The following is a 22,259-nucleotide window of genomic DNA, read 5'->3' as shown; positions in this document are numbered from 1 at the left end:
GTTCCCCATACTGGTACGGGTACGGCCCGTCCGCTGTCTGGAGCCCCGATGAACAGCGCCACCCCGCCCGCCCCTCTGGACACGCACGTCGAGCTGGCCATCGGCGGTATGACCTGCGCCTCCTGCGCGGCCCGCGTCGAGAAGAAGCTCAACCGGATGGAGGGGGTGGCCGCCACCGTCAACTACGCGACGGAGAAGGCCCGGATCGCGTACGACGGTGCGGCGGTCGGCGTGCCGGACCTGATCGCCACCGTCGTACGGACGGGGTACACCGCCGAGGAGCCCGCCGCGCCGGCCCCCGAGGAGGCGGCGCGGGAGCAGCCGGCCGACCGTGACCTCCTCGCCCTGCGGCAGCGGCTGGTCGTCTGCGCGCTGCTCGCCGCTCCCGTGATCCTCCTGTCCATGGTCCCCGCCCTCCAGTTCGACAACTGGCAGTGGCTGTCCCTGACGCTGGCCGCGCCGGTCGTGGTGTGGGGGGCGCTGCCCTTCCACCGGGCCGCCTGGACGAACCTCACACACGGTGCGGCCACCATGGACACCCTCGTCTCGACGGGCACCCTGGCGGCCTTCGCCTGGTCCCTGTGGGCGCTGTTCCTCGGGGACGCGGGGATGCCGGGGATGCGGCACGGCTTCGGCCTGACGGCGGGCCGCCCGGACGGGGCGTCCGCGGTCTACCTGGAGGTGGCCGCCGGGGTCACCGTGTTCATCCTGCTCGGCCGCTGGCTGGAGGCCCGCTCCAAGCGGAGGGCGGGCGCGGCGCTGCGCGCGCTGATGGAACTGGGCGCCACGGACGTCGCCGTCCTGCGCGGCAGCCAGGAGGTGCGGATTCCGGTCCGGCTGCTGTCGGTGGGCGACCGGTTCGTCGTACGGCCCGGGGAGAAGGTGGCCACCGACGGCACGGTCGTCGAGGGCCGTGCGGCGCTCGACGCCTCGATGCTCACCGGTGAATCGGTGCCGGTGGACGTGGGTCCGGGCGAGAAGGTCACCGGGGCGACGGTGAACGCCGGCGGGCGGATCGTCGTCGAGGCCACCTCCGTCGGCTCCGGCACGCAACTGGCCCGGATGGCGCGGGCCGTGGAGGACGCGCAGAACGGCAAGGCGCGGGTGCAGCGGCTCGCGGACCGGATCTCGGCCGTGTTCGTGCCGGTGGTGCTGCTGATCGCGCTGGGCACCCTGGTGGGGTGGCTGCTGGTCACGGACGACGTGACGGCCGCGTTCACCGCCGCCGTGGCGGTGCTGATCATCGCGTGCCCGTGCGCGCTGGGCCTCGCGACGCCGACCGCGCTGATGGTGGGGACGGGGCGGGGCGCGCAGCTCGGCATCCTGATCAAGGGGCCCGAGGTGCTGGAGTCGACGCGCCGGGTGGACACCGTCGTCCTGGACAAGACGGGCACGGTGACCACCGGCCGGATGGAGCTGAAGGACGTGTTCCCGGCCCCCGGGGTCGGGCGCGCGGAGCTGCTGCGGCTCGCGGGGGCGCTGGAGCACGCGTCCGAGCACCCGATCGCGCGGGCGGTGGCGCGGGTGGCCGCGGCGTCGGACACGGAGGGCGGCGCGGGCCGGGACCACCCGCCCGTCTCCGGTTTCACCAACGTCCCCGGGCTCGGCGTGCGGGGCGAGGTCGAGGGACACGCCGTCCTCGTGGGCCGGACCAAGCTGCTGTCCGACGCCGCGATCGAGCTGCCGCCGCGGCTGGCCGACGCGAAGGCCGCCGCCGAGGCCCGGGGGCGTACCGCCGTCGCGGTGGCCTGGGACGGCGAGGCGCGCGGAGTGCTCACCGTCGCGGACACCGTGCGGGCGAGCAGCGCCCAGGCGGTGCGGGAGCTGCGCGCCCTCGGTCTCGTACCGGTGCTGCTGACCGGCGACAACCGTCGGGCGGCCGACGCGGTGGCCGCAGAGGTGGGGATCGACGCCGCACAGGTGTACGCGGAGGTCCTGCCCGAGGAGAAGGCGGCCGTGGTCGCCCGCCTCCAGGGCGAGGGCCGCACGGTGGCGATGGTCGGCGACGGCGTGAACGACGCGGCGGCGCTCGCCACCGCTGACCTGGGCCTGGCCATGGGCACCGGCACGGACGCGGCGATCGAGGCCGGCGACCTGACGCTCGTCCGGGGCGACCTGCGGGTCGCGGCGGACGCGATCCGGCTGTCGCGGCGGACCCTGGCGACCATCAAGGGCAACCTCTTCTGGGCCTTCGGCTACAACGTCGCGGCACTCCCGCTGGCGGCTGCCGGGCTGCTCAACCCGATGATCGCGGGATTCGCGATGGCGTTCTCTTCCGTCTTCGTAGTGACAAACAGCCTCCGGCTCCGTACCTTCACATGACGTACACCAACACACACGAACGCGTCGCAACTACAGTGCATGGTGGAGTGACGCAGATCACTGTGTTGAGGGGGTAACCATTGGCCGGGTTCGCGAGTCCAAGAAGCGATGCCAAGAACGTCTTGGGGGACGTTCGCGGGATGTCTTGGGGGACGTCCCCGGCAAGCGTTGGCCGGGACACGTACGCCGGGGAGCTTTGAGCGGCCCTCCCGTCCGTTACGTGTCCTGGCGGACCGCAGCGGTACGCAGGACGCGCACGGAGCAGGACGTACGAGCGGTACGCACGCACAGCAGGACCGAGCAGGACGCACGACCCAGAGACTTCTGGCGGCGCAAGCCGTCAGACGGCCCGGTGGGGATCCCGTGGGGGGAATCCGATCCGGGAAACAGGGAAGCGCCCCGCATCGTCGACCCGTGGGGGGATCGGCGGCGGGGCGCTTTTCGCTGTCGCGGCCCGGAGGCGAAGAGGTCAGCGGCCCTCGACCGGAACGAAGTCGCGCAGGACCTCGCCGGTGTAGATCTGGCGCGGGCGGCCGATGCGCGAACCCGGCTCCTTGATCATCTCGTGCCACTGCGCGATCCAGCCCGGCAGGCGGCCGATCGCGAAGAGCACGGTGAACATGTCGGTGGGGAAGCCCATCGCCCGGTAGATCAGACCCGTGTAGAAGTCGACGTTCGGGTAGAGGTTGCGCGAGACGAAGTAGTCGTCGGAGAGCGCGTGCTCCTCCAGCTTCAGCGCGATGTCCAGCAGCTCGTCGGACTTGCCGAGGGCCGAGAGGACGTCGTGCGCCGCAGCCTTGATGATCTTCGCGCGGGGGTCGAAGGACTTGTACACCCGGTGGCCGAAGCCCATCAGGCGGACGCCGTCCTCCTTGTTCTTCACCTTGCGGATGAAGGCGTCCACGTCGCCGCCGTCGGCCTGGATGGCCTCCAGCATCTCCAGCACGGACGCGTTCGCGCCGCCGTGCAGGGGGCCCCACAGGGCGGAGATGCCGGCGGAGATCGAGGCGAACATGTTCGCCTGCGAGGAACCGACCAGGCGCACGGTGGAGGTCGAACAGTTCTGCTCGTGGTCCGCGTGCAGGATGAGCAGCTTCTCCAGCGCGGCGACGACGACCGGGTCGAGGTCGTACTCCTGCGCGGGCACCGAGAAGGTCATCCGCAGGAAGTTCTCGACGTAGCCGAGGTCGTTGCGCGGGTAGACGAACGGGTGGCCGATCGACTTCTTGTACGCGTACGCGGCGATCGTCGGCAGCTTGGCCAGCAGACGGATCGTCGACAGGTGGCGCTGCTGCTCGTCGAACGGGTTGTGGCTGTCCTGGTAGAAGGTGGACAGCGCCGAGACGACCGAGGACAGCATGGCCATCGGGTGCGCGTCGCGGGGGAAGCCGTCGAAGAAGCGCTTGACGTCTTCGTGCAGCAGCGTGTGCTGGGTGATCTCGTTCTTGAAGGTCGACAGCTCGTCGTCCTTCGGGAGCTCGCCGTTGATCAGCAGGTAGGCGGTCTCCAGGAAGCTGCTCTGCTCCGCCAGCTGCTCGATCGGGTACCCGCGGTAGCGCAGGATGCCCTGCTCGCCGTCGAGGTAGGTAATCGCGGATTTGTAGGCGGCGGTGTTGCCGTAGCCGCTGTCGAGGGTCACCAGTCCTGTCTGGGCCCGGAGCTTCCCGATGTCGAAGCCCTTGTCGCCGACGGTGCTGTCGATCACCGGGTAGGTGTACTCGCCATCGCCGTACCGCAGTACTACAGAGTTGTCGCTCTCGCTCACGTCATCCCTCACCGACGTAGTGCCTCTTCTTCGAGGTGCCCTGACTGTCTCTACCATCCCCCACTTGGCTCAGCAGAGTGCACTCGGGGTCGGCCAACAGGCCAGTTCGCGGCACTGAGTGCCGCCAACCTGCTCATACTGCCCCCTTCGCCCCGGTTCCGGAAGCCCCGGGTGATGTTTCCCACCGATGGCCCGCAGAGATTGACCGGGAGGACTGACGCGGGGTCGGCACGTACGTTCCGCCTGCGAGCCGGTGGGCCAGCGCGGTGCACCGGCGACCGGCCGAGACCGTGCGCACCGCCTGGCCGATGGCCTTGCGGGAACCGACGAGGACGACCAGCTTCTTGGCCCGGGTGACGGCGGTGTACAGGAGGTTCCGTTGCAGCATGGGCCAGGCGCTCATGGTGACCGGGATCACCACGGCCGGATATTCACTCCCCTGGGAGCGGTGGATGGTGACGGCGTACGCGTGGGCCAGCTCGTCGAGTTCGTCGAAGTCGTACGCGACCTCCTCGTCCTCGTCCGTACGCACGGTCAGCGTCTGCTCGACCGGGTCCAGCGCGGTGACGACGCCGACGGTCCCGTTGAAGACGCCGTTCTCCCCCTTGTCGTAGTTGTTCCGGATCTGGGTGACCTTGTCGCCGACGCGGAAGGTGCGGCCGCCGAACCGCTTCTCGGGGAGGTTCGGGCGGGCGGGGGTGACGGCCTGCTGGAGCAGCCCGTTGAGGTTGCCGGCCCCGGTGGCGCCGCGGTGCATGGGGGCGAGCACCTGCACGTCCGTCCTGGGATCGAGCCCGAACTTCTGCGGGATGCGGCGGGCCGCGACGTCCACGGTGAGCCGGCCCGCCTCCTCGGTGTCGTCCTCGACGAAGAGGAAGAAGTCCTTCATGCCCTGGGTGAGGGGGTGCTCCCCGGAGTTGATCCGGTGCGCGTTGGTGACGACGCCCGACTGCTGGGCCTGCCGGAAGATCTGGGTGAGCCGCACGTGCGGCACGGGGCCGCCCGCCGCGAGCAGGTCCCGCAGCACCTCCCCCGCCCCGACCGACGGCAACTGGTCCACGTCCCCCACCAGGAGGAGGTGGGCACCGGGTGCCACCGCCTTGACCAGCTTGTTGGCGAGCAGGAGATCCAGCATGGACGCCTCGTCGACGACCACCAGGTCGGCGTCCAGCGGCCGGTCCCGGTCGTACGCCGCGTCCCCGCCCGGCTTGAGCTCCAGCAGCCGGTGCACGGTGGACGCCTCGGCCCCCGTCAGCTCGGACAGCCGCTTGGCCGCCCGCCCGGTGGGCGCGGCCAGCACCACCTTCGCCTGCTTCGCCCGCGCCAGCTCCACCACGGACCGTACGGTGAACGACTTCCCGCAGCCGGGGCCGCCGGTCAGCACCGCGACCTTCTCCGTCAGCGCGAGCTTGACGGCGGCCTCCTGCTCGGAGGCGAGGGAGGCGCCCGTTCGCGTGGCCAGCCAGGAAAGCGCCCTCCCCCAGTCCACGTCCCGGAAGCCGGGCATCCGGTCCTCCTCCGTGCGCAGCAGGCGCAGCACCTGCCCGGCGAGGGAGAGTTCCGCCCGGTGGAAGGGCACCAGATACACGGCGGTGACCGGCTCTCCGCCCGGCCCCTCCGGACCGGGCACCTTCTCCCGTACGACGCCCTCCGGGTCCTCGGCCAGTTCGGCGAGGCAGTCGATGACCAGCCCGGTGTCGACCTGGAGCAGCTTCACCGAGTCGGCGATGAGGCGCTCCTCCGGGAGGAAGCAGTGCCCCTGGTCGGAGGACTGGGACAGGGCGTACTGCAGGCCCGCCTTCACCCGGTCGGGGCTGTCGTGCGGGATGCCGACGGCCTGGGCGATGCGGTCGGCGGTGAGGAAGCCGATGCCCCAGACGTCGGCGGCCAAGCGGTACGGCTGGTTCTTCACGACGGAGATCGAGGCGTCCTCGTACTTCTTGTAGATGCGGACGGCGATGGAGGTGGAGACCCCCACGCTCTGGAGGAAGACCATGACCTCCTTGATGGCCTTCTGCTCCTCCCAGGCGACGGCGATCATCTTCGTCCGCTTCGGCCCGAGCCCCGGCACTTCCACCAGCCGCTTCGGCTGCTGCTCGATGATGTCGAGGGTGTCCACGCCGAAGTGGGTGGTGATCCGGTCGGCCATGACCGGCCCGATGCCCTTGATCAGCCCGGAACCGAGATAGCGCCTGATCCCCTGGATGGTGGCGGGCAGGACCGTCGTGTAGTTGTCGACGGTGAACTGCTTGCCGTACTGCGGATGGGACCCCCAGCGCCCCTCCATCCTCAGGGACTCCCCCGGCTGCGCGCCGAGCAGCGCGCCGACGACGGTCAGCAGGTCGCCCGTGCCGGACCCGCGCCCGGTGTCGACACGGCCGACCGTGTAACCGGTCTCCTCGTTGGCGTACGTGATCCGCTCCAGGACGCCTTCGAGAACCGCCTTGTTGACCGGACCGCCCTGTGCGCCTGCCGCGCTGCCTGTGCTGGACATGGGACGACGCTACCGCCGGGGTCCGACAACGTGTGCGGGGCTGTGGACGAAGGCCCGGGCCGGGGCCCGGGTCAGAGCGCGACGAGATCCACGACGTTCACCACGACGTGACGGTTGGAGACGATGTACGTCACGAAGCCGCCGGTGAAGGCGGCGGACCAACTGTTGTCCCGGTTGCTGGTCGCCGGAGGCCCGAAGGGATTCCGGGCCAACTGCTTCTCCAGCGCCGCGAGGGACGCGGCCCGGGGTGCCGTGAGAGTCGCCTTGCACCGCGCGGCCCGGTCGGCGTAGCGGATCGCGTACACGTCGTTCATCCGTGTCCCCTGGCGTCCACCGGCCTGTTGTCGGCGTCGTACGTGTTGCCGTCGTCGTCGAAGAAGACCATGCCCTCGGTGTCCCCCTCGGTCATCCGCTTGACGGTGTGCTCCACCTCGTCCAGGTAGCCGGGGGTGGCACAGGCGCAGGCGAACGGAAACCACTTGTCGACCACGCGCTCCAGGGCCTCGCTGTCGAAGTCCGCGGCGGCGCTCAGCCAGTCCTGCTCGAAGGCCTGGAGCCAGTCGGGGCGTCGTTGCAGCGCGACACGCACCGCATCCGCCGTTCTCTCGCACGCCTCGGGGTCAACGGCGAACACCATGGTCAACTCCTCTGCGGGCGGTCGGGGCCGGGAGCGCCCATGCTAGGGCGGGCGCGGGCCGGGGTCTTGTGAACCGTTCGCCTTCTGCTCGAAGGGAGGACTTCGACGAGGCGCCTGGTGGGGTTCACCGGGGACGTCCGTGCCGGGGACGGGGGCCCGGCGGCGCGTGGCCCGGTCGTCCGCTTGCCCGGTCGTCCGCTTGCCCGCTTGCCCGCTTGCCCGTCGAGGGCCGATCGTCCTTCGTGGGCGCGGTGCGGAGCGGCAGACTGACTGCCTGAAGCACGCGGCATCGAGGGAACTCCCTCGCGCAGCTTCCTCGTGGAAGTCGAAGGGCCCGGTCCGTCGACCGGGCCCTTCGATGTCCCCCTCCCCGTGTCAGGCCTCCCTCGAATCCCCCCAGATTCCCCCCGGAAGCCCTGATGTCACGTAAGACCCGCGAGGGCGGCCAAGGGTTGTACGGCGGCGGGGGATTTTCTTCGGGTGGTCATAAGGTGCCGACATTTGGGTGCAGACGTAGCGTTTCCGATATGAACGACGACTCGTTTCAGAAGGACGTGCTCAACGAGCTGGGCGACGACAAGCTCGCCGAGATCGCCGGACTGCTCGGTACGGACGCGGCCGGCGCCCAGAGCGTCGTCGCGTCCACCGCGGACGCTTTCGCGGGAGGGCTCACGGAGAAGGCCGAGAACGCCTCGCCCGAGGAGGCCGAGGAGGTCCGGGCCGCCCTCACGGAGGCTGCGGATCCGCCGCTCCAGGGCGTGGCCACGCTGGGCGGCGGCCTGGGTGGTCTGCTCGGCGGCGGAATGATGGCCGGGATGCTCGGCAAGATGGCCAAGCCGGTGGCGAGTGCTGTCGCGAAGAAGACCGGGCTGCCCGAGGCGTCGGTGACGCGGGCGATCGAGATCGCGCTGCCGGTGGTCCTGGCGGTGGTGACGAAGCGGGCCACGGAGAAGCGGAACCCCGGGGCGGCGGGGGCGGGGCCCGGCGCGGGGGGCGGGCTCGGTGATCTGCTGGGTCAGGTGCTGGGAGGCGGCAAGAAGTAGCCCGGGCGGGGGCGGTGGTTGATGGGCCCGGATCGGGTGTTGTGGGGGCCGTCCTCTTGTCCGGAGTGTGGCGCTTGCGGGGAGCCCGTCAAGGGCGCTCCTTCGTCGCGTCGGCTTCGCCGATGTCGCGTGCGCTCCACCCTTGACTGTCTCCCCTCCAGCGCTGGTTTCGTGGTGCGGAGGACGGCCCAGAAATGGCCCCGGAGGAGGCCGGGAAGCGGCCGTTCGCCGTTGCCGGGTGCGAGTGGGTGGGTGGGGGCGCCGGGAAGTGGTCCGGGTTGCTCGCTGCCCGTCGGCGGGTGGGTGGGGTGTCGGCTAGTGGTGACGGGTGCGTGCGCCTGATGCCGCCGGTGGGGGTGCGCCGACTTGAATGGGGCTGCGGGCGTCACATCGGCGGGTGCGGGCCGCCGTAGGGCCGGTGCACAAGCTGGTGGCTGAGGTCAGTGGGTGGATTCCCAGCTCATCGGTGTTCGTAGGTGTGCTGGGACATCTGCATTGGACGCACATGCCACTACCCACCCCCCTGAAGGCCTGTACGGTGCCGGGCCTGGTCCGCGTGGGCGGGTTGGGAGGGCGCTTCGCAGAGCGGGTTCGCGGGGGGTGTGTTCCAAAAGTGGGACACATAGACGCGGGAGTGTCCTACTTCTGGGACACCTTCACCACATGAGCTAACAGCAGGACCGATATGCGGGCACATTCGGACATGTGACGGATGCGGGACGGGTGTGGGACGGCGGGGCGAGGGGTGCTCCCCGTTTGTCTGCGCTCCGCTGGAATTGCGGGTGCGCGTGGGCCGCGAAGTGGGACACACGAGCGCAGATGTGTCCCACTTCTGTGATGCCCCATCGTGTTCCGGCCGCTTCCGCGCCGCACGCGCCACCCCATCAATCACTCCCCCGCCCGCCTCTGCTTTGACGAACGACCTTTTCCTCCAAGACGTCAGACACGGCGGGCACCAGCAGACAGGGGGGCGGGCGGCGATATATGGGCTCAATGCATATGTCCCAGCACACCTACGCCTGTCGTTTCTCCTTTGAATCCACCCACCTACCTCAGCCACCAGCTTGAGCATCGGCCCCACGGCGGCCCGCACCCGCCGACGTGACGCCCGCAGCCCCATTCAAGTCGGCGCACCCCCACCGGCAGCATCAGGCGCACACACCCGTCACCCATAGCCGACACCCCACCCACCCGCCGACGGGCAGCGAGCAACCCGGACCACTTCCCGGCGCCCCCACCCACCCACTCGCACCCGGCAACGGCGAACGGCCGCTTCCCGGCCTCCTCCGGGGCCATTTCTGGGCCGTCCTCCGCACCACGAAACCAGCGCTGGAGGGGAGACAGTCAAGGGTGGAGCGCACGCGACATCGGCGAAGCCGACGCGACGAAGGAGCGCCCTTGACGGGCTCCCCGCAAGCGCCACACTCCGGACAAGAGGACGGCCCCCACAACACCCGACCCGGGCCCATCAACCACCGCCCCCACCCGCACACCCGACCCGACCCGGCCCCGCCCCACCCCACCCCACCCCGCGATCTCTCCCGCACACCCGACCAGGCCCCACCCCACTCCGGGACCTCGTCCGCCCTCCCGAAACGGGACCACCCCCGGTAGCACCACTACCAAGGGGGCGGGACCCACTCGTACAGCCCGATGTCACAGCACGTGCTCCGTAAAGCGGGCCACGACCTCCCCAAGGACCTCCGCCCCGGGACGCCCCCAGAGCTCCTCGTTGAAGATCTCGACCTCGATCGCCCCCACGAAGCCCGCCGCATCGACCAGTTCACGAAAGGCGCGCATGTCGATGCTGCCGTCACCGAGCCGGCCCCGGCCGAGCAGGACACCCGCCGGAAGCGGAGTGATCCAGTCCGCCACCTGGAAGGAGTGGAGGCGGCCGGACGCACCCGCCCGGGCGATCTGCGCGGGAGCCTGGTCGTCCCACCAGATGTGATATGTGTCCACGACCACCCCGACCTGGTCGGCGGGGAAGCGTTCGGCCAGGTCCAGGGCTTGGCCCAGGGTGGAGACCACGCAGCGGTCCGAGGCGAACATCGGGTGCAGGGGTTCGATGGCGAGGCGGATGCCGCAGGAGGCCGCGTAGGGGGCGAGGACGGCGAGCGCGTCGGCGATGCGTTCGCGGGCGGCCGTCAAGTCCCGTTCGCCGTCGGGCAGTCCGCCGGAGACCAGGACAAGGGTGTCCGTGCCCAGGACGGCCGCCTCGTCGATCGCGCGGCGGTTGTCGTCGAGGGCGGCGGCACGCTGCTCCGGGTCGGTGGCCGTGAGGAAGCCGCCCCGGCACAGGCTGGTGACGGCCAGGCCGGAGGCGCGCATCAGCTTGGCGGCGCGTTCTACGCCGTACTCCTGGACGGGGGCCCGCCACAGGCCGACGTGGGAGATGCCCGCGGCCGTGCAGCCGGTGGCCAGTTCCTCCAGGGACCACTGCTTGATGGTCTCCTGGTTGATGCTGAGGCGGGTCGGGTCGGGGGTCGTCACTGGGGTACTCCGTGGACGGTCAGCAGGGAGCGCATACGGGACGCGGCAAGGGCGGGGTCCGGGAACAGGCCCACTCCGTCCGCGAGTCGGTAGGCGTGGGCCAGGTGCGGCAGGGAGCGGGCGGACTGGAGGCCGCCGACCATCGTGAAGTGGGACTGGTGGCCCGCCAGCCAGGCGAGGAGGACGACGCCTGTCTTGTAGAAGCGGGTGGGGGCCCGGAAGAGGTGCCGGGAGAGTTCGACGGTCGGGTCGAGGAGCTTACGGAAACCGTCCCGGTCCCCCGTGTCGAGGACCCGCACCGCTTCCGCCGCCAGTGGGCCCAGCGGGTCGAAGATGCCCAGGAGGGCGTGGGAGAAGCCGTGTTCGTCGCCCGCGATCAGCTCGGGGTAGTGGAAGTCGTCGCCCGTGTAGCAGCGCACACCCTCCGGGAGGCGGCGGCGCAGGTCGATCTCGCGCCGGGCGTCGAGAAGGGACACCTTGATGCCGTCGACCTTCTCGGGGTGGGCGGTGATGACCTGGAGGAAGGTCTCGGTCGCCGCGTCCAGGTCGGTCGAGCCCCAGTAGCCCTCCAGGGCGGGGTCGAACATCGGGCCCAGCCAGTGCAGGATCACGGGTTCGGTGGCCTGCCGCAGGAGGTGCCCGTACGCCGCCAGGTAGTCCTCGGGGCCACGGGCCGCCGCCGCGAGGGCGCGCGATGCCATCAGGACGGCCTGTGCGCCGGTGGACTCGACGAGGGCGAGCTGCTGCTCGTACGCGGCCGTGACCGTCGCCAGGTCGTGTGCTCCCGGGGGGAGTTGGTCCGTGCCGACGCCGCAGGCGATCGCGCCGTCGACCGCCTTCGCCTCGGCGGCCGAGCGGCGGATGAGTTCCGCCGCGCCCGCCCAGTCCAGGCCCATGCCGCGCTGGGCGGTGTCCATCGCCTCGGCGACGCCCAGGCCGTGCGACCACAGGTGGCGGCGGAAGGCGAGGGTGGCGTCCCAGTCGACGGCCGCCGGGGAGTCGGGGCTCGTGTCGGCGCAGGGGTCGGCGACGACGTGGGCTGCGGAGAAGACCGTACGGGAGACCAGGGGGCTGCCGCCGGGGACGTACGAGGACGTCTCGGTGCGGGGGGTGTGGGTGTGGATTCCGCCTCCGGCGAGGGGGAGGAGCACGGTGCTCACAGGGACAGCTCCGGGACGTCGTAGCGGCGGCCCTCGGCGGAGGACTTGAGGCCGAGCTCGGCGAGCTGGACGCCGCGGGCGCCCGCCAGGAGGTCCCAGGTGTAGGGCTCGTCGAGGGCGACGTGGCGCAGGAAGAGCTCCCACTGGGCCTTGAAGCCGTTGTCGAAGTCGGCGTTGTCGGGGACGTCCTGCCACTGGTCGCGGAAGGACTCCGTGACCGGCAGGTCGGGGTTCCAGACCGGCTTGGGGGTGGCCGAGCGGTGCTGGACGCGGCAGTTGCGCAGGCCCGCGACGGCGGAGCCGTGGGTGCCGTCGACCTGGAACTCGACCAGTTCGTCGCGGTGGACGCGGACGGACCAGGAGGAGTTGATCTGGGCGATCGCGCCGCCCTGGAGCTGGAAGATGCCGTAGGCGGAGTCGTCGGCGGTGGCGGGGTAGGGCTTGCCGTTCTCGTCCCAGCGCTCGGGGATGTGCGTGGCGACCTGGGCGGTGACCGAGGTGACGCGGCCGAAGAGCTCGTGCAGGACGTACTCCCAGTGCGGGAACATGTCGACGACGATGCCGCCGCCGTCCTCGGAGCGGTAGTTCCAGGAGGGGCGCTGCGCCGCCTGCCAGTCGCCCTCGAAGACCCAGTAGCCGAACTCGCCCCGGACGGAGAGGATGTCGCCGAAGAAGCCGCCGTCGATGAGGCGCTTCAGCTTGAGCAGGCCGGGGAGGAAGATCTTGTCCTGGACGACGCCGTTCTTGACGCCGGCGGCCCGGGCGAGGCGGGCGAGTTCGAGGGCGCCCTCGGTGCCGGTGGCGGTCGGCTTCTCGGTGTAGAGGTGCTTTCCGGCGGCGATCGCCTGCTTCAGGGCGTCCTCGCGGGCCGAGGTGACCTGGGCGTCGAAGTAGACGTCGACGGAGTCGTCGGCGAGGACGGCCGCCAGGTCCGTGGACCACTCCTCGATGCCGTGCTGCTCGGCCATCGCCCGCAGGGCGTGCTCACGGCGGCCGACGAGGACGGGCTCGGGCCACAGGACCTCGCCGTCGCCGAGGTCGAGGCCGCCCTGTTCGCGGATCGCCAGGATGGACCGTACGAGGTGCTGGCGGTAACCCATGCGCCCGGTGACGCCGTTCATGGCGATCCGCACTGTCTTGCGTGTCACGTCAGTCCCTTCGTACGGCCGCGCTCGGCGGCCCCACCCTGTAGAAAGCGCTTTCTATACGCTGTGAGGCAAGAAGCTAACCTGTGCACGGCGATGCGACAAGACCCGGGACCGCGCACCTGGTCCCGGCGAGCGGGCGGGCGGGACCCGGCGGACCGGGACGGACGGATGAGGGCTTGATGAGGACTGCGCGATGACAGTGACCTTGGCGGACGTGGCGGCGCACGCCCGGGTGTCCCCCGCGACGGTGTCCCGGGTGCTGAACGGGAACTACCCCGTCGCGGCGGCCACCCGCGAGCGCGTCCTGCGCGCCGTCTCGGAGCTCGACTACGTGGTGAACGGCCCGGCCAGCGCGCTCGCCGCCGCCACGTCCGACCTGGTCGGCATCCTGGTCAACGACATCGCGGACCCCTTCTTCGGGATCATGGCGGGGGCGGCGCAGGCCCATCTCAACACCCCGTCGGACGCCTCGGCCCCGATCCGCACGAACGCCGAGCGGCTGGCCGTCGTCTGCAACACCGGGGGCTCGCCCGCCCGGGAGCTCACCTACCTCACTCTCCTCCAGCGCCAACGCGCGGCCGCCGTGATCCTGACCGGCGGTGCGATCGAGGACGCCGAGCACTCGGCGGCGGTCGCGGCGAAGCTGGCCAGGCTGGCGGAGGCGGGCACCCGGATCGTGCTGTGCGGGCGGCCGGCGCTGGGTGGGGCGGAGTTCGTCCACGCGACGCTCTCCTTCGACAACCGGGCCGGGGCGTGCCGCCTCACCGGGCACCTGCTCTCCCTCGGGCACAGGCGGATCGGTTACGTCGCCGGACCGGCCGAGCGGACCACGACCCGGCACCGGCTGGAGGGGCACCGGGAGGCGCTCGCGGCGGCGGGGGCCGCCGACGATCCGGCGTTGGTCCTGCACGGTTCGTACGACCGCGCGAGCGGCCGGGCGGCCGCCGCCCGACTCCTGTCCGCCGCCCCGGACCTGACCGCGATCGTCGCCGCGAACGACACGATCGCGCTCGGTGTGTGCGCGGAGGCGCGGGAGCGGGGGCTGCGGATTCCGGAGGATCTGTCGGTGGCCGGGTTCGACGACCTGCCGTCGGCGACGGACGCGGTGCCCGCGCTGACGACGGTACGGCTGCCGCTGTACGAGGCGGGGGCGAGGGCGGGGGCGCTCGCCGCCGGTGCGGGGGCGGCGGGGCACGTGGAGGTGGTTGCGGCGGAGCTGGTGGTGCGGGGCTCGACGGGGGTGGTGCGGGCCGGGTGAGGGGGCGGGCCGGGGCCGGCGCTCGCGGGGGTCACGGGGACAGCGGCGGAATCGCGCCCGGGTCGTCGAGGACGGCCGCGCGGGCGAGGGCGGCGGCGCCGTGGAGCGTGGCGCCGGTGCCGAGCGTGCTGGGGGTCAGGCGGGGCATCCAGGGGGCGGCGAGGGCCCGGCGGCCCGCCAGGCGGGCGTCGATGGCGGGCGCCAGCCACCGGTGCCAGTCCGCGAGGTAGCCCCCGAGCACGATCTCTTCGACGTCCAGCAGCGCGACCATGCCGAGGATCGCCGCGCCCACCGCCTCGCCCGCCGCGGCGAGGGCGGCGAGGGCGGCCGGGTCGCCGGCGTGCAGGGCCCGGTCGAGTGCGGCGAGTGCCGCGTCCTTGCCGTCCGTACGGAGTGCGGCGGCAAGGCCCGCGGCCGCCAGGAGGGGTTCCGGGCCCGCGTACACGGCGAGGCAGCCGCGCGCACCGCAGGCGCAGGGCGGGCCGTCCAGGGCGACGGGGAGATGGCCGGGTTCGATGGCGGCGCCGTGACTGCCGTCCACGATGCGGCCGCCCACCACGAGGCCGCCGCCGACGCCCGTGTCCGCCTTGAGGTAGGCGAGGCCGAGGGGCGGGCGGGGCCGGTCGGCGGCCAGCGCCTGGTACTCGGCGAGGGCGGCGGCGTTGGCGTCGTTGACGACCCCCAACGGGCAGCCCAGGGAGGGCAGTTCGGCGGTGACGAGGGCGCCGAGGTCCACCGGGGCCGTCCAGCCGAAGTCGGTGGCGGCCAGGACGGCGTGCGAGGCGTCGGAGGTGACCGGGCCCGCCATCGCGACGACGACGCGGGAGAGCAGCGCACCGGGAACGGACCGGACCCGGTCCTCCGCCTCGCGCACGACGGCCGCGACGGCGCGGGCCAGCGGGGCGGGGTCGCCGTGCCGAACGCGGTACGGGGTGTCGGCGCGGCTCATGACGGCGCCGGCGAGGTCGGTGACCTGGGTGCGGAGCTGTTCCAGGGTGATCTGGACGGTGACGGCCAGGACGCGCCGGGGGGCGAGCCGGACGGGGCGGCCGGGGCGGCCTCGCCCTCCCCCGGTTCCGCCGGCCTCCTCCTGGACGAGGCCGCGGGCGGCCAGATCGGCGACCAGGCCGGTGACGGACGCGGGCACGAGCCCGACGGCGGCGGCGATGCGGCTGCGGGAGCAGGGGCCGTGGGCGGCGATGTGCTGGAGGACCAGGGCGAGGTTGCGCCGGCGTACGGAGGCGGAGTCGAGAGGGACGGGGGCGGGCGTGGTGTGCGGCACCCGCCGATTGTGCCCGGTGGGGCCCGACGGGGGGTGCGGGGGCGGCCACCTCATTTATTTCAACCCTTGACTTAAATGGGGCGGAAGCGGAACCTGCTGAGGAGCAGCGAGTCCACCCCGCACAGCACCCCCCCGCTCCGGTCGGCCACGACGCCGGTGCGCGCCCCAGGAGAGGCAGTGCCATGTCCGCCCAGGCCCCCGTCGTCACCACCGCCCTCGGCCCCGTACGCGGCGAACGCCGGGCCGGCGGCGACCGCTTCCTCAACATTCCGTACGCCCAACCCCCGGTCGGCGACCTGCGGTTCGCCGCGCCCGTGCCGCCGCGGCCGTGGACCCGGCCGCTGGAGGCCACCGCGTACGGACCCACCGCCCAGCGCCGCGCCTTCACTGAGATGACGATCATTCCCGAGCCGACGATCCCGGGCGAGGGCGTCCTCAACCTGAACGTCTTCACACCGCGCGCCGAGGCCGCCCCCGAGCGGGGCGGGCTCCCCGTGCTGGTGTGGATCCACGGCGGCGGTTACGTCGCGGGCTCGGCCGCCAGTCCCTGGTACGACGGGGCCGCCTTCAACCGGGACGGCGTCCTGCTGGTGTCGGTGGGCTACCGGCTCGGCATTGAGGGCTTCCTGCACCTGGACGACGCCCCCGACAACCGGGGGGTGCTCGACTGGATCGCCGCGCTGGAGTGGGTGCGCGACAACATCGCCGCGTTCGGCGGCGACCCGGCGAAGGTCACGGTGGCCGGTCAGTCGGCGGGCGGCGGCGCCGTCCAGACGCTGCTGGCCACGCCGCGCGCCCAGGGCCTGTTCCGGGCGGCGATCTCGGTGTCCGGCGCGGTGATGCGGCCGCAGGACAAGGCCGCCGGCGAGGGCGTCGCCCGGCTGTTCACCGCCCGCACCGGGGTCCCGGCGACGGCCGCCGCGCTGCGGGACCTGCCGTACGGGACGCTGTACGAGTTCCAGGACGCCCTGGACGCGCCGGGCGACGACCGCGAGGGCCTGCCCCAGGGCCTCGCCCTCGCCCCCTTCGCGGACGGCGGGCTGATCCCCGTGCCCGTGACCGAGGCGCTCGCCGACGGCGGTGCGGGCGCGGGCGTCGGCGAGCAGCCGCTGATGCTGGGGTTCACCCGCGACGAGTTCGACGCGATGGGCGGCTCCGCCCTCACCGACGCCGTCTTCCGCCGGCCCGGCCTGACGATCGCCGAGGGCCGCGCGGCACGCGAACTGCCCACCTGGTTCTACGAGTTCCGGTGGGAGACGAAGGCCGCGGGGCCGTTCGCGGGGCAGGCCTTCCACTGCCTGGACCTGCCGTTCTCCTTCGACGCGCTGGACGCGGAGAACGTCGCCGAGGTCGCGGGCCCGACTCCGCCGCAGGCGCTCGCGGACGCGATGCACGGCGCGTGGGTCGGTTTCGTCCGGGACCTGGACCCGGGCGCCGACTGGCCGCGCTACACCCGTGCGGGCCGGGCCACCCGGGTGTGGGACGCCGAACCGGCGACGGTCGGCGACGCCCTGCGGGCGGAGCGGGAACGCTGGCTGGGCTGAGCCGGTCCGCCAGGACGGACGTCGCCCCGCCGGTCGCGTAGGCGCTCGTTGGCGGCGGCCCGGTCAGCGGCCGCCCGCGATGCGCAGCACGGTGCCGGTCGTGTACGAGGCGTCCTCCGACAGGAGCCAGGCGATGCCCGCGGCGATCTCGGACGGGTCGGCCGCCCGGCGCAGCGGGATGCCGGGCGCCATCCGGGCCGGGCGGTCCGGGTCGCCCATGGTGGCGTGCATGTCGGTGTCGACGAGGCCGGGGGCGACGCCGTTGACGCGGATGCCGTCGGGGCCGAGCTCCTTGGAGAGGCCCAGGGTGATGGTGTCGACGGCGGCCTTGGAGGCGGCGTAGTGGACGTACTCGCCGGGGCTGCCGAGGGTGGCGGCGCCGGAGGAGACGTTGACGATGGCACCCGGGGTGCCGTGGGCGGTCATGTCGCGGACGGCGCGGCGGCAGCACAGGAGGGTGCCCAGGACGTTGACGTCCAGGACGCGGCGGAGGTCGCCGGTGGAGGCCTCGGCGAGGGGGCTGAGCAGACCGGTGACGCCGGCGTTGTTGACCAGGCCGGTGAGGGGGCCGAGCTCGGCGGCGACGGTGTCGAAGAGGCGGTCGACGTCGGGCTCGTGGGAGGTGTCGGCCCGGACGGCGAGGGCGCGGGCCCCGGCCTCGCGGACCTGGGCGGCGACCGTCCGGGCGGCGCTCTCGTCCTGGGCGTAGGCGAGGGCGATGTCGTGGCCGTCGGCGGCCAGGCGCAGGCAGGTGGCGGCCCCGATGCCGCGGCTGCCGCCGGTGACGAGGGTGATGGGGCGGGACATGGGGCCTCCTGGCGGGTCGGTGCGTCGCGCGCCGTCCATGATCCCTCGGGGGGCGGGTCCGTTGTGCGGGTGGGTGGGGGTGCGGTCGCCGCCGGGGCTCCGCCTCCAGGCCCTCGGCCCCGCGCCGTCACCCCAGGCGTCCCCCGCACCGCTGAGGCGGTTTCCTCAGGCCTCGTGGAGGGCTTCGGCGATGGACTCGAAGAAGGCCGTGTGGGCCGTCGCGCTCGCCGGGAGTTCCGGGTTCCAGGGGACGACCTCGACGTCCGGGCCGATTCGCCCCGCCTCGAAGGGGGCCGCGTTCGCCCGTACGTCGGCGAGGACCAGTTGCGGGGCGAGTCCGGCGGCCCGCTCCCACGGCACCGTCGACCAGTTCGCGCCGCCCTCCGGGGGCGGGTCCAGCAGGGGGACGCCCAGGGCGGTGAGGGCGCGCAGGTCGGGCCAGGCGTGCGGGCGGGCCAGGTGGACGTCGGCGGCGTCGGCCGGGGAGAGCGCCAGCAGGGCGGGCGTGGTGGGGCTGATCAGGGACTTCAGCTTGGCCTGCGCGTCGGCCAGGGCGTGCGCGGCCTCCGGGGGCTCGGTGCTGCCGAGGGACTCGGCGAGGGCGTGGAAGGTGTCGCGGACCTCGGAGAGGGAGCGGCCCTGGCCGATGTCCAGGACGACGGTGGGGATGTGCTGTTCGAGGTGCTTGGCGGTGTCCGGCTCCATGCCGTAGACCGCGCTGCCGCCGTAGCTGACGGCGACCAGCAGGTCGATTCCGGCGGCGAGGACCGCGTCGGGGTCCAGTGCCTGGCCCGCGCCGAAGTACGCGACCTCGGAGAGCGGCAGGCTGCCCGCCTTGGCCGGGTCGGGGGCGGGGCCGTCGTGGTAGGAGCCGAAGATCCCGGCGGGGCGCAGGCCGTGGTCGTACAGGGTCGCGCCCGCCTGGATGTAGGCGGCGATACGGGCCGGGCGGGCCGGCGCGGTCACCAACTGGCCGCGGGAGTCGGTGAATTGCCAGGGCGTGGCTGCGGTAGGGGTCATGGCCGTTCCCTGCCCCGTGCGGGGCGCGGCTACGCGGCGACGGCGGGTGCGGGCGGTTTCGGACCGCTGACAGGGGTACCGGGAGGGAAGGGCGCACCCGATGACGTGCAGGTCGCGGCCCCCGCGTACGGAACGCGGCGCACGCACACCGGACGCGGCGCACGCACACGGATCGAAGGAGTTGTTCAGACGGTGAAGCTCGCCTTTTCCACCCTCGGGGTGCCCGGGATGCCGATGTCGGAGGTCGCCGCGCTGGCGCAGACGTGCGGGTTCCAGGGGGTGGAGCTGCGTGCGCACCCGGAGGAGCCGGTGCATCCGGGGATCGGGGCGAAGGAGCGGGCGGAGGTGGTGGAGACGTTCGCCGCCGCGGGCGTCGAGATCCTGACGGTCGCCGGGTACGCCAAGGTCGCGGCGGAGGGCGAGGACGGGCCCGTGCTGGAGGAGGTCCGGGGGCTGCTGGAGCTCGCGCGGGACCTGGGGGCCCGGTACGTGCGGGTCTTCCCCGGGGCGGGCGAGGACGTCGGGGGCGGCGACGAGCGGGCGGCGCGGCGGCTCGGGGCGGCGGCGGAGAGCGCGGACGAGTACGGCGTGCGCATCCTGCTGGAGACGCACGACTCGCACCGCACGGGCGTGGACGCGGCCCGGGTGGTGGCGGCGGTCGGGCACAAGAACGTCGGGGTGCTGTGGGACGTCATGCACACCTGGCTCGGCGGGGAGGACCCCGTCACCTCCTACGGCGTGCTCGCGCCGCACCTCGGTTACGTACAGGTGAAGGACATCGCCTCCGGGGACGTGACCACGCCGCTCGCGCTGGGCAGCGGGGTGCTGCCGCTGGACGAGTGCCTGGCGCAGCTCGGCGGGTCCGACGCCGCCCCCGGCACCGCCGGGGCCGATGACGACGTGTGGGTGTGCTGGGAGTACGAGAAGCGGTGGTATCCGGAGGCCGCGGAGCTGCCGGGGCTGCTGGTGGCGGGGCGGGAGTTCCTGGCGCTGCGGGCGCCGGCGGCGTAGGCGGCCGGGGGTGCGGGAGACCGGGGCGGTTTCCGGACCCCGGCTCCTGGGAGGGGCGCGGCGGCACGCCCCGTCCCCGCGTCAGCGGCGCAGGCCGTGGCCCACCGGGAAGAGCACCTTCGTGGGGTCGTCCGCCCGCTGGACCGGCACCGGCAGCCGCCCGGCCGGGCGGGTCCGGCCGGTCAGGACCCGTACCGCCGCGCCCAGCTCGACGTCCGTCCAGGAGTACGCCGCCAGGTGGGCCCGCGCTCCCGTTCCGGCCAGGTGCGCGACGTCGTACGGGTTCTGGAGGGCGAGGACGGCCACCGGCAGCCCGGTGGCCGCCAGTTCCCTCACCAGCGTCCGCTGGGCGCTCGTCGCCGAGACGTTCCGCGTCGCGACCAGCACCGCGTCCGCGCCCGCCCGCGCCGCCGCCACCGCTTCGGCGATCTTCGCGGGGGTGGGGGCCGACCCGGTGGACAGGGCGGTCGCCGTGAAGCCCGCCTCCCCGAGCAGCCGGGCCAGGACGGCTGTCGGCGGTCCCGTCGTGCCGGAGGGCGAGGCCGGGTCGGCCCCGACGACCAGTACCCTGCGGTGCTCGCGCCGGGAGAGCGGAACCAGGCCGCCCTCGTTGACCAGCAGCGTCGTCGTGGCGTCCGCGATGCGGTCCGCCGCCGCGAGGTGGCCGCGGACGCCCACGGTCCGGTCGACCCCCCGGTGGGTGACGTACGGGCGGTCGAAGAGGCCGCGCCGGGCCTTCAGGCGCAGGATGCGCAGGATCGACTCGTCGAGGCGGGACTCGGTCAGCTCGCCGCTCCTGACCGCAGCGAGCACCGCGTTCCACGCCACCGCCAGGTTCGGCGGGTTGAGGAGCTGGTCGCAGCCGGCCTTCAGGGCGAGGACCGGCACCCGGTCGTCCCCGTACTTGGTGCGCACCCCCTGCATGCCGAGCGAGTCGGTGACGACCACGCCCCGGTAGCCGAGCTGTTCGCGCAGCACTCCGGTGAGGATCGGCCGGGACAGGGTGGCCGGGTCCAGCGCCGGGTCGAGGGACGGCACGACGATGTGCGCCGTCATGATCGAGTCGATCCCGGCGGCGATCGCGGCCCGGAACGGCGGGGCGTCCAGGGCCTCCCACTCCTCGCGCGTGTGGTCGATGTGCGGCAGCTGGTCGTGGCTGTCGTCCTTGGTGTCGCCGTGCCCGGGGAAGTGCTTGGCCGCGGTGGCGACGCCGGCCCCCTGGTAGCCGCGGACCTGTGCCGCGACCAGTTCCGCCACCGCGCGCGGCTCCGACCCGAAGGAGCGCACCCCGATGACGGGGTTCGCCGGGTCGACGTTGACGTCCGCGTCCGGCGCGTAGTTCTGCCGGATGCCCATGGCGAGCAGTTCCGCCCCGGCGATCCGGGCGGCCTCGCGGGCGTCCCGGGCGCCCCGCCGGAAGGCTCCCGCGCCGAGCGCCATGGCTCCGGGCAGCAGGGTGGCGGGCTTGCCGACGCGGGCGACGATGCCGTGTTCCTGGTCGGTGGAGACGAGCAGCGGGACGCGGTGGCGTTCGGCCAGCCCCGCCCGCTGGATGCCGTTGGACAGGTCGGCGATCTGGTGCGGGTCGCGGGTGTTGTGCGCCCAGGCGAAGTAGATGATCCCGCCGAGGTGGTACTTGGCGATCAGCTCGGCGGCGTCGCGCACCCCCAGGTCCTTGAGGTTCGCGTCCACGTCGGCCTGGTCGGGGGCGGTCGCGGAGTGCCCGTACACGCGCATCACGAAGAGCTGGCCGACCTTCTCCGGAAGCGTCATGCCGGAGATGATCCGTCCGAGCCGGGCGTCGGAGTACGCGGTGGGCCGTTCGGCGGCGGCGACGGGCGCGACGGAGGCGGCGACGGCCACCGCGGCGGCGCTCGCGCCCAGCAGTGCGCGGCGGGACGGCTCGAAGGTGTTCTCGGACATCGCGGTACCCCTCCATGAAGCCCTCGGCGGACGCGGCGGCCCTTGACGGAAACTTCCAGCGGGGTCACGCTTCCCTGAAACTAAGTACCCGTCAAGAGCCGTGCGGGGGAACGGAGTCGGCGGTTCCGGAGGGGGAGGAGAGAGGGGGCCGCCACCGGCGCATACGTCAGGGGGCGCACCGGTGGCGGCCGTGCTGCCGGCCGCAGGCGGTTGGAGAGGGGAGTCGGCGAACGCGGCCAGCAGCGTGGGCCGACACCGCTCTGCGGAGACTCACCAGCAGTACGGCGATGGGACGGAGCGGGTCGCGGCCGGGTTCCCCGGATTCCATGGTTTTTACCGGAGCCGGTACGGG

15 protein-coding genes and 1 pseudogene are annotated in these 22,259 nt (G+C 72.9%); 5 read left to right on the top strand and 11 right to left on the bottom strand.

The window, feature by feature from the left end:
* The first annotated feature begins 48 nt into the window (after positions 1 to 48).
* Positions 49 to 2,322, top strand: a complete 2,274-nt coding sequence (locus tag ACIP93_RS22710) for a heavy metal translocating P-type ATPase (RefSeq protein WP_401761265.1) — start codon at positions 49 to 51, stop codon at positions 2,320 to 2,322.
* Between the two features lie 469 nt (positions 2,323 to 2,791).
* On the opposite strand, the gene ACIP93_RS22705 is transcribed toward ACIP93_RS22710, so the two are convergent.
* The 4 genes and pseudogenes from ACIP93_RS22705 to ACIP93_RS22690 all read right to left on the bottom strand — a co-directional run bounded on the left by ACIP93_RS22705 (position 2,792) and on the right by ACIP93_RS22690 (position 7,218).
* Positions 2,792 to 4,087, bottom strand: coding sequence for a citrate synthase (locus ACIP93_RS22705; RefSeq protein WP_345222840.1), 1,296 nt, complete (start codon positions 4,085 to 4,087; stop codon positions 2,792 to 2,794).
* Positions 4,088 to 4,322: 235 nt separating this feature from the next.
* A pseudogene (locus tag ACIP93_RS22700) lies at positions 4,323 to 6,581 on the bottom strand (ATP-dependent RecD-like DNA helicase); the annotation flags it as partial.
* 71 nt (positions 6,582 to 6,652) lie between these two features.
* The gene (locus ACIP93_RS22695; protein ID WP_345222835.1) at positions 6,653 to 6,895 is read right to left on the bottom strand and encodes a hypothetical protein; all 243 of its coding nucleotides are present in this window, start codon (positions 6,893 to 6,895) and stop codon (positions 6,653 to 6,655) included.
* Positions 6,892 to 7,218, bottom strand: coding sequence for a hypothetical protein (locus tag ACIP93_RS22690; RefSeq protein WP_345222833.1), 327 nt, complete (start codon positions 7,216 to 7,218; stop codon positions 6,892 to 6,894). The genes ACIP93_RS22695 and ACIP93_RS22690 overlap by 4 nt, the downstream gene beginning before the upstream one ends.
* A 527-nt stretch (positions 7,219 to 7,745) precedes the next feature.
* On the opposite strand from ACIP93_RS22690, the gene ACIP93_RS22685 reads away from it, so the two are divergent.
* Entirely contained in the window at positions 7,746 to 8,261 is a 516-nt protein-coding gene (locus ACIP93_RS22685; protein WP_401761262.1) for a DUF937 domain-containing protein, read from the top strand.
* 1,656 nt (positions 8,262 to 9,917) lie between these two features.
* Here the strand turns inward: ACIP93_RS22685 and ACIP93_RS22680 are convergent.
* Genes ACIP93_RS22680 through ACIP93_RS22670 form a run of 3 tightly spaced genes read right to left on the bottom strand, consistent with a single transcriptional unit; the run spans position 9,918 to position 13,062 of the window.
* Positions 9,918 to 10,754 carry a sugar phosphate isomerase/epimerase family protein gene (locus ACIP93_RS22680; RefSeq protein WP_401761261.1) on the bottom strand — a complete coding sequence of 279 codons (837 nt, stop codon included), beginning with the start codon at positions 10,752 to 10,754 and terminating at the stop codon, positions 9,918 to 9,920.
* On the bottom strand, positions 10,751 to 11,914 hold the full coding sequence (locus ACIP93_RS22675; protein ID WP_401761259.1) for a dihydrodipicolinate synthase family protein: 1,164 nt from the start codon (positions 11,912 to 11,914) through the stop codon (positions 10,751 to 10,753). Before ACIP93_RS22675 ends, ACIP93_RS22680 begins: the two co-directional genes overlap by 4 nt.
* Positions 11,911 to 13,062, bottom strand: a complete 1,152-nt coding sequence (locus tag ACIP93_RS22670; RefSeq protein WP_401761257.1) for a Gfo/Idh/MocA family protein — start codon at positions 13,060 to 13,062, stop codon at positions 11,911 to 11,913. Before ACIP93_RS22670 ends, ACIP93_RS22675 begins: the two co-directional genes overlap by 4 nt.
* A 193-nt stretch (positions 13,063 to 13,255) precedes the next feature.
* On the opposite strand from ACIP93_RS22670, the gene ACIP93_RS22665 reads away from it, so the two are divergent.
* Entirely contained in the window at positions 13,256 to 14,320 is a 1,065-nt protein-coding gene (locus ACIP93_RS22665; protein ID WP_401761255.1) for a LacI family DNA-binding transcriptional regulator, read from the top strand.
* Between the two features lie 31 nt (positions 14,321 to 14,351).
* On the opposite strand, the gene ACIP93_RS22660 is transcribed toward ACIP93_RS22665, so the two are convergent.
* On the bottom strand, positions 14,352 to 15,602 hold the full coding sequence (locus ACIP93_RS22660; protein WP_401761254.1) for an ROK family protein: 1,251 nt from the start codon (positions 15,600 to 15,602) through the stop codon (positions 14,352 to 14,354).
* Between the two features lie 182 nt (positions 15,603 to 15,784).
* Between ACIP93_RS22660 and ACIP93_RS22655 the strand changes: the two genes are divergently transcribed.
* Positions 15,785 to 17,146 (top strand): carboxylesterase/lipase family protein, encoded by a 1,362-nt coding sequence (locus ACIP93_RS22655; protein ID WP_401761252.1) that lies wholly within the window; start codon positions 15,785 to 15,787, stop codon positions 17,144 to 17,146.
* Between the two features lie 63 nt (positions 17,147 to 17,209).
* On the opposite strand, the gene ACIP93_RS22650 is transcribed toward ACIP93_RS22655, so the two are convergent.
* Complete coding sequence (locus ACIP93_RS22650; protein WP_401761251.1) at positions 17,210 to 17,953, bottom strand: SDR family oxidoreductase; 744 nt, start codon at positions 17,951 to 17,953, stop codon at positions 17,210 to 17,212.
* 165 nt (positions 17,954 to 18,118) lie between these two features.
* Positions 18,119 to 18,973: an ABC transporter substrate-binding protein gene (locus ACIP93_RS22645; protein WP_401761249.1), complete on the bottom strand. Its 855-nt coding sequence runs from the start codon at positions 18,971 to 18,973 to the stop codon at positions 18,119 to 18,121.
* A 192-nt stretch (positions 18,974 to 19,165) separates the two neighbouring features.
* Between ACIP93_RS22645 and ACIP93_RS22640 the strand changes: the two genes are divergently transcribed.
* A complete protein-coding gene (locus tag ACIP93_RS22640) occupies positions 19,166 to 19,984 on the top strand; it encodes a sugar phosphate isomerase/epimerase family protein (RefSeq protein ID WP_401761248.1) in 819 nt (272 codons plus the stop codon).
* An 81-nt stretch (positions 19,985 to 20,065) separates the two neighbouring features.
* Here ACIP93_RS22640 and ACIP93_RS22635 read toward each other — a convergent pair whose 3' ends face one another.
* The gene (locus tag ACIP93_RS22635; RefSeq protein ID WP_401761246.1) at positions 20,066 to 21,907 is read right to left on the bottom strand and encodes a glycoside hydrolase family 3 protein; all 1,842 of its coding nucleotides are present in this window, start codon (positions 21,905 to 21,907) and stop codon (positions 20,066 to 20,068) included.
* Positions 21,908 to 22,259: the final 352 nt, after the last annotated feature.

The organism is Streptomyces sp. NPDC088745, assembly GCF_044751045.1.
GTDB classification, from domain to species: domain Bacteria; phylum Actinomycetota; class Actinomycetes; order Streptomycetales; family Streptomycetaceae; genus Streptomyces; species Streptomyces cremeus.
The sequence above is the reverse complement of the archived record's forward strand: the minus strand, read 5'-3'. Positions and strand labels throughout refer to the sequence as shown.